Source organism: Vibrio sp. 1167, assembly GCF_033340375.1.
GTDB lineage: Bacteria > Pseudomonadota > Gammaproteobacteria > Enterobacterales > Vibrionaceae > Vibrio > Vibrio alginolyticus.
Genome location: NZ_JAWOWK010000031.1, coordinates 1 through 7,695 on the forward strand (window position 1 = coordinate 1; position 7,695 = coordinate 7,695).

Below are 7,695 nucleotides of genomic sequence, written 5' to 3' on the forward strand. Positions count from 1 at the left end.
ACCCAAACGTTTTTGATCTATAAACTGCATATGTTTCTTCAGATCTGGTAAGTCAAGATACCTCGGTGAACGCTTACGGTAGCGAGGCGTAACGCGGTTCATTCAAACGCAAATCCGTGCTGATGATCGCAGGCAGATCCAGTTTGAGCGTCTCTAAGCCACCATCGATTTCTCGTGTAACCAGAACCGTTTCCCCTTCTACTTTCACTTCCGATACAAATGTCCCCTGCGGACGATTCGACAGTGCTGCCAACATTTGCGCGACTTGGTTGTTATCCGTATCGATTGACTGTTTACCCAGAAGCACCAATTGAGCCTGTTCTTGTTCCATCACGACTTTAAGTAACTTCGCGACCGCAAGCGGTTCTGGTGACGGTTCAACATCAATATGAATCGCACGATCCGCACCTAATGCAAGCGCTGAGCGCAATTGTTCCTGACAACTGGTGTCACCAATCGACACCACTAACACCTCTTCTGCTACCCCAGCTTCTTTAAGGCGTACCGCCTCTTCCACCGCAATTTCACAGAATGGGTTCATCGTCATCTTCACGTTGTTGGTTTCCACGCCGGAACCATCAGATTTCACTCTTACTTTAACGTAAGGGTCAATTACACGTTTAATCGCAACCAGTACTTTCACATTCCCTCCTAGCAGATCGCAAAGCGATACGCGTCCTAGCAATTGGGTCATGCGCGACAAAGATTTGCATTAAAGCTCAGGTTTTTCATAACCTTGCTTGGTAAAAACACATCATGACACCGTCACTCAAAACCTTTATCACGCCCTATGACGTTACCATTTGAGCTTAGTTTAGTTTACGTTTACGTCAACTGGAATATAGTTCTTTATACGAGCACTGCGTAATAGAAGAAGCACCTAAAACACAAAGAAAGGTTTCGTATAAAGGAAGCAAGAAGATGGAAAGAGAATGCATGGAATTTGATGTGGTGATTGTCGGCGCCGGACCTGCTGGTTTGAGTGCAGCATGCCGCTTAGCGCAACTCAATCAAGAACGTGAAGGTGAACCTCTGTCTATTTGTGTGGTAGAGAAAGGTTCAGAAGTTGGTGCACATATCTTATCTGGCGCGGTATTCGAAACACGTGCACTGGATGAACTTTTTCCTGATTGGCAAAGCATGGGCGCGCCTCTTTCCGCAGCTGTAAAAAACGATGCCTTCTTGTACCTAACCACAGAACTTAATCACGTTCGTGTTCCCCACTTTCTTACACCTAACCCAATGCACAATGACGAAAACAACTACGTCATCAGCTTGGCGAACTTATGTCGTTGGTTAGCAGAACAAGCAGAATCACTTGGTGTCGAGGTCTATCCCGGTTTCGCCGCATCCACGATTAACTACGATGCATTTGGCGCTGTTACAGGGGTAAACACCAGCGACATGGGTTTGGACAAGAAAGGAGAAGCCAAACCCAACTTTGAAGCAGGTATCGAGCTAAAAGCCAAATACACCGTATTCGCCGAGGGGTGCCGAGGTCATCTAGGTAAAGAGCTCATTCAACGATTTGGTTTAGACGATGATAAACAATCGCAACATTATGCGCTTGGGCTTAAAGAGATTTGGGAGTTACCTGTCGATGCCAAAGGTCAATCAGGCAGCGTGATTCATTCTGCAGGGTATCCTCTGTGTGAATCCAGCACCACAGGCGGCGGTTTTCTCTACCACATGGAGAACAACCAAATCGCCGTTGGGCTTATTGTCGACTTAAATTACAGCAATCCTTACTTGAGTCCGTTTGACGAATTTCAACGCTTTAAGCACCACCCTGCAATCGAGCAACATTTGAAAGGCGCTCACCGAATCGCTTACGGCGCAAGAGCCATAGCGAAAGGAGGGTTGTCTTCTCTGCCGAGACAGCAATTCCCCGGCGGTTTATTGATTGGCTGTGATGCGGGCACCTTAAACGTCGCCAAAATCAAAGGCAGCCATACTGCAATGAAATCCGGTTTGTTAGCCGCAGAAGCCATTGCTGAAGCATTCACAGAATCCAATTCGGAACCGGATTACCAAACCAAGTTTGAAGATTCATGGTTATATGAAGAACTTAATGACACACGCAACTTTGGTGCAAATATTCATAAGTTCGGCAGTGTGATCGGCGGCGCACTTTCCACCTTCGAGCACAATCTATGGCAGCCACTGGTAAAGAAACCAATACCGTGGACGGTCACAGATCCTTCGCACGATCATGAACAACTGAAACCAACCGACGAGTGCCAACCTATTCAATACTCGAAACCAGATGGCGTAATCAGCTTCGATAAACCTTCATCGGTATTTTTGTCAGGTACGCAACACGAAGAGAATCAGCCTTGCCACTTGCAACTCGCCTATCCTCATATTCCGATTCAAGTCCATTTAAAGAAGTTTGATGAGCCAAGCCAGCGCTACTGCCCTGCTGGCGTGTATGAAGTGGTAGAAGTCGAAGGCGAGCGAATATTCCAAATCAATGCCGCAAATTGTGTGCATTGCAAAACCTGTGACATCAAAGATCCATCGCAAAACATTACATGGAAAGCACCAGAAGGTGGCGGTGGACCGAGTTATCAGAATATGTAGTCCCTGGATTAACCAAAATAAAACGGCATCTGAATAGTTCAGATGCCGCTTAACATTAATGGTTATCTTGCCAAAGATAAATTATTAGTCCGTTGTAAACACGTGATGTTGGAACAACTGGTCAACAATTTCATGCGAGGTCGCTGATGCGCCCAGTTCTAGGCCAGACATGTCGAAGTGCTCCAGTGCGACCGATGTAGATTGGCCTGTCTCATTAGTAATCGTTAGGTTGAGGGTATCCTGTTCACCATCAAAACTAGCGCTGACGTGATCCAACAAGGCTTCCATGGCCGCCACATCATCATCTGCTGGTGAAACAATATCACTCAAGTCTAATTTATCTTCACCGAGATTAAAGTCTTTGATGACATCCATAGATGCTTCAGAACTTAAAGACTCATTGGTGAAAGTAAACGTATCGCTCCCTTCACCTCCCGTTAGGATATCATTCCCTAAACCTCCGATGAGAATGTCATTGCCAAGACCACCCACTAGGATGTCATCGCCTGCAGCGCCATTTAAGGTATCTTCACCGTCTTGTCCCAGCATGATATCAATAGTCTCACTACCATCAAGCAAGTTGACCAGGTCATTACCCATGACAGCATGACGCTCAGTAGAAGCGACGTCTGCACCTGATTCACTAAGTGTTAGAGTAAAGGCGTTGTCACTCACCCCGCCTCTTCCGTCTGACACTTTAAAGAGAAAGTTAAGATCAACTTGTTGGTTACCTTCTAAGGTAAAGCTATCACTTTGTGTAAAGCTGTAACTGCCGTTTGACTCGACCTCTAACAAGCCAAATGCCGTTTCAACATGTAAGCTCCCATCGACTTGACTCGTCGAAAAAACAAGGTCTTGGTCGACGGTGACATCATGCAAATCAGCACTTAAAAGAGTGAAATCCCCATCAGCCAAAGAGACTGTCATGATGTCGCCATCTGCATCTTGGCTTCCTGACAGCAACTCACCAGCAATTGGTTCAGGTGAAAAATGATTGAGGAATTGGCCTAACTGCTCGCCAGAATCGATAAATACAACTTGGTCGCTCAATTCTTCCAGTGCTTGGGCTGCACTTTCATTGTCTGACGTTGCAATACCAATACCATAAACTTTGGCATCATGCGTTTGCTTATAGTCTTCCCATCGTTCATTCAAATCTGGAGCTGCTGTTTCACCTTCTTTAGGGTTTGGTGCACCGTCAGAGATAAAGAATATGGTCTCTTTACTTTCGATTGGCTGTTCTTTCAAGTACAGATCCCAATCAAAATTGCCGTTTTCATCTAAGCCATCTTGCCAAGGGAATTGAGTTCCTATTTCATTGAAGGCCATGACGGCTTCTAGTGCCTTGCTGTAGTCTGTGTTCGTACCGTGATTAATATCACACCATTGACTCACGTAAGAGGCAACTTCGCTGAGATATTCAGGATCATTGGAATCACGTCCATTCAGCAAAGGCGGACGGCTCATTTCCTCTACTTGATCTAAAGTTAACCAGCTCTGTGTAGACGTATCTCCATCAAAGCGAACCAAACGAATGTAAGTATTGGATTGCCCACCCTCTTCAATCATGTTCTCAACCATTGAGTGAAGGGCTTCCGCAGCTTTGTAAGCTCTTGATTCTGTCTTGGGTGCAGTAGCCTCACTACCGACGGTATTTTGCCCATCAAATGTGCGAGTCATACTGTTTGATTCATCAAACACAACCGTCACTTTGTTAATCGGCAAGTCTTCCATTTCAGCAAAGCCATGTACTGGCGATGAAGTTGGGGCATGGTTTTCAGTTACATTTAGAGTGACCTGAGTTGTGTCTTTGTCCGTACCATCCGTCGCCGTGACTTCCAACTGATAACTATCCTGAACAGAGTGGTCTAGCTTAACTCCGTCTTTAAGCCAAATCTCACCGCTATTTGAATCTACGCGGAATAAATTGGCATCACCGCCACTTAGCTCGTATTTAATGGTATCTGCACCATCAGGGTCGAAAGCTTTAACCTTACCCACCAACAATCCAGCTTCCTGCTCTGCAACGTTAAAAGTTGCATTATCCGCAGTTGGCATACCGCTGACATCGGTTCCATGAGTCTGATCTGCATCAGTATTGCTAATAAACTCAGGAGCGCGATCTCGAATATCGATTGTCACTTCACCAGTCGCGGTATCGCCGTCTGCATCGAGAACGGTGATATTGAATTTTTCTTGTTGATGACCCTTAACATTCGTCGCTTTGTAGTCATAGCGACCATTTTCAAAGTTAAGAGTTAGCGTACCATGCTCTGTGTCGATCTCTGCTAACGAGTGTAGAGAGATAATTGCCCCATTACTGGCACTTACTGTGCCATCAGCTTTATTGTAATGATAGGTTTCACCATCAACTTCAATTTGATCCACCCATTGGCTATCGCCATTAATATCATCTAGAAGATTGCTCTGAAGCTGCCCTGATACTGTTTTGTTCAGAAGCCCCTCTATTTGTGAGTCATCAGTTACTACCAGTGCAGAGCCTTTATCGGTTGCAACTGGTTCTAGATATTTCATATCCGCACCAGCGCCAATACCAATTGACCAGATGTTCTCTAAAGATGCACCACTCGAATCGATACTGCGATCCATCGCATTTTCAAGAATGATGCTTTGCTCAGCGTCTGTCGGTTGATCCCAACCATTAGCTAAGTACTCGTAGCGCTGCTCACTTTCAAAATCGTCTGCTGTAGACCACTTCATTAAGCTCTCGCGCAACTCTGTATATGCCGGATCTGACGTATTTGTCCATGAATTGAAGTCGCTTGGCGCACCATCCGAAATAAAGTAAAGCTGATGATTGCTAGTGTCATCTGTTTCTTGGCTAAGGTCAGTTAAGGCAGCATTTACCTGGTCAATCGCTTGGCTATATGGCGTCCAGCCACCACGACCAATTGAATCCAAGTAAGCATCAATCTCATCCACAGATTCTAGCCATTCAGACGTTTGACCATCTGGATAACCTGAGTGCGTCGCAATCTTAAATCGAACGTCACCAAGATCATCATACTTTTCAAACATGGTCTTAATTGCACTGCGTGCTAGGTCCCAGCGAGTAACTTCAACGCCTTGCTCGTTTTTAACCATGTCATCCCACATCGAACCCGATGCATCTAACGCGATAACAACACTGTTGTTTTGTGGATCAACATCCATGATTTCATGGTGCTCTGAATTAACTGAAGGTAGAGAGTCAACAACACCAAGGTGCAAAGTTGCATTTTCAACTCGGCCACCCGCATCCACTTGAACGCTAACAGGGATATCTAATGTGTCAGCACCGAGTTCCGAGTGATCTACTGGCTCATATTGCTCGACGGTATAATGCCCAGTTTTACCATCAATGCTCGCTTCAATGACTTTGACCTTATCATCACCTGAGCCAACATATCCGGTTAAAGTACCGCGATCATCACTCACTTCAAACACCACTGGCTTGCCTTCACTGGTAACGGTCTCCAGATTCTGTTCAGAATCAAATCGGAACTCAGCATCTGATGCAGAACCAAGGTTGGCAACTAAATCACCTTCAGCATGTACGCCAGAACTCGCACCAACTGCAGACTCATCGAGCATGATATGCGAATCATCCAATGAAATAGGCTCACCTACTACATGCACTGTTACTTCAGCTTTATCAGTCAGACCATCCGCATCTTCAATGACGTATTCAAATGAGTATTCCTTTATTTCCCCAGTCTTAATCGTGCGCTGATCTTCTGGCAATGATTCAAGATATTTGGCTGCATCAAACACCAATTTGCCATCTATTAAGTTTAGATATTCTGTTTGTGGGTAGTTAATAATAGTCAGTTCGTCACCGTCTGGATCGCTATCATTCGCTAACACATCCAGCTCTAGAATACCGGCTCCTGTTGTTTGATAGTCCTCATCAAAGCTCGTCAAATCGGCAGAAACTTGTGTTACAAAGTACTCCGACCCCTTAGGATCAACCAAGCCATCTTTGTAACCCACGGCTGACATTTCAATGCTATCAAAATATCGACCATCCGCATCAATACTTACAACTTGCTTACGATTGCCAGTTCCTTCAAATACTCCCGAAGCGACAACCTCACCTTTGTAGTAAGCCTTCCAAACACCGCGCTCAACTCCAGGCTCCCAAGAGCTCCAAAGATTTTCAACTTGAACTTTAGCATGATCTGCGACTTGTCCATCAGCGAAAGTGAAACGCATAGCCTCACTGTGTGAAGTAGCATCATCGAATCCAATTTGACCGTCTTTTACCTGATCCGTACCACCATCTAAGGAAGAGCTAACCCCAAACTTATGCGTACCACCGTCACCAGTGTAATCCGCCTTGTTAGCGTCACCGATTTTGTTACCTGTGTTGGTATCAACGATGTAGTAGTCCACACTAATATCTGCACTGTCGTCCCAGTTCGTGTGATCTAAAACCTTAGTCTCTTTCTCAATACCTTTGTCATCTTCAGCGATTGGAGCTTCGTTAATGTCATTTATCACGACATTGACGTTAGCCGTATCCTTTGCCCCAGACTGGTCTTCAGCTTCTACCAATAGTTGGTAGCTATCTGACGTTTCATGGTCAAAGACTACGCCACTTTTAACGCTGATCTCACCTGTGTGACTGTTTATTTCAAAAAGGTCAGTATGGTTGGTTAACTGATAAGTTACATTGCTACCTTTATCGACATCAAATGCCTCAACCTGCCCAATTACGCCAGCAACAGCATTCTCATTAATGCTAAATTGGTAACTATCGGTATCGGCTTTGCCATCTTCATCTAGGCCGTGGCTATCATTCGTTCCACTAATAAATTCAGGAGCATCGTTGTTACCTGTAATAGTCACAACCACGTCATGAGTCGTGCCATCCGCAGACGTCACTGTCATGGTGCGAATCACCGGACCGCTATCGGCGTCTAACGCTTGCACATCTGGGTGACTGTTGTTCAGCGCATACGTCCAGTTGCCATCAGCATCGATAGAGAACGTACCCCAGTTGCCATCTTGCACGTCGGTTTGCGGTTGGAAGACCGCTTCACCTGCATCAGGGTCATCCACGTTTAAGTTGCCGCCAGTGGTCAGCGTTACGTCTTCTTGAACCGCGCC

2 protein-coding genes and 1 pseudogene are annotated in these 7,695 nt (G+C 45.5%); 1 reads left to right on the top strand and 2 read right to left on the bottom strand.

Going from position 1 to position 7,695, the window contains the following annotated elements; translation table 11 throughout:
- Positions 1 to 76: 76 nt before the first annotated feature.
- Positions 77 to 643 (bottom strand): annotated as a pseudogene (locus tag R7Z78_RS23945) (electron transfer flavoprotein subunit beta/FixA family protein); the annotation flags it as partial.
- A gap of 278 nt (positions 644 to 921) precedes the next feature.
- Here R7Z78_RS23945 and R7Z78_RS23950 point away from each other — a divergent pair.
- Positions 922 to 2,583: an electron transfer flavoprotein-ubiquinone oxidoreductase gene (locus R7Z78_RS23950; RefSeq protein WP_140302005.1), complete on the top strand. Its 1,662-nt coding sequence runs from the start codon at positions 922 to 924 to the stop codon at positions 2,581 to 2,583.
- 84 nt (positions 2,584 to 2,667) lie between these two features.
- Here R7Z78_RS23950 and R7Z78_RS23955 read toward each other — a convergent pair.
- Positions 2,668 to 7,695 (bottom strand): VCBS domain-containing protein (locus R7Z78_RS23955; protein WP_169643900.1); only part of this gene is annotated, 5,028 nt, incomplete at its 5' end.

Excerpts from the sequence above, each read along its gene's own strand:
- R7Z78_RS23950 (WP_140302005.1), top strand. The coding sequence starts at position 922 with ATGGAAAGAGAATGCATGGAATTTGATGTGGTGATTGTCGGCGCCGGA.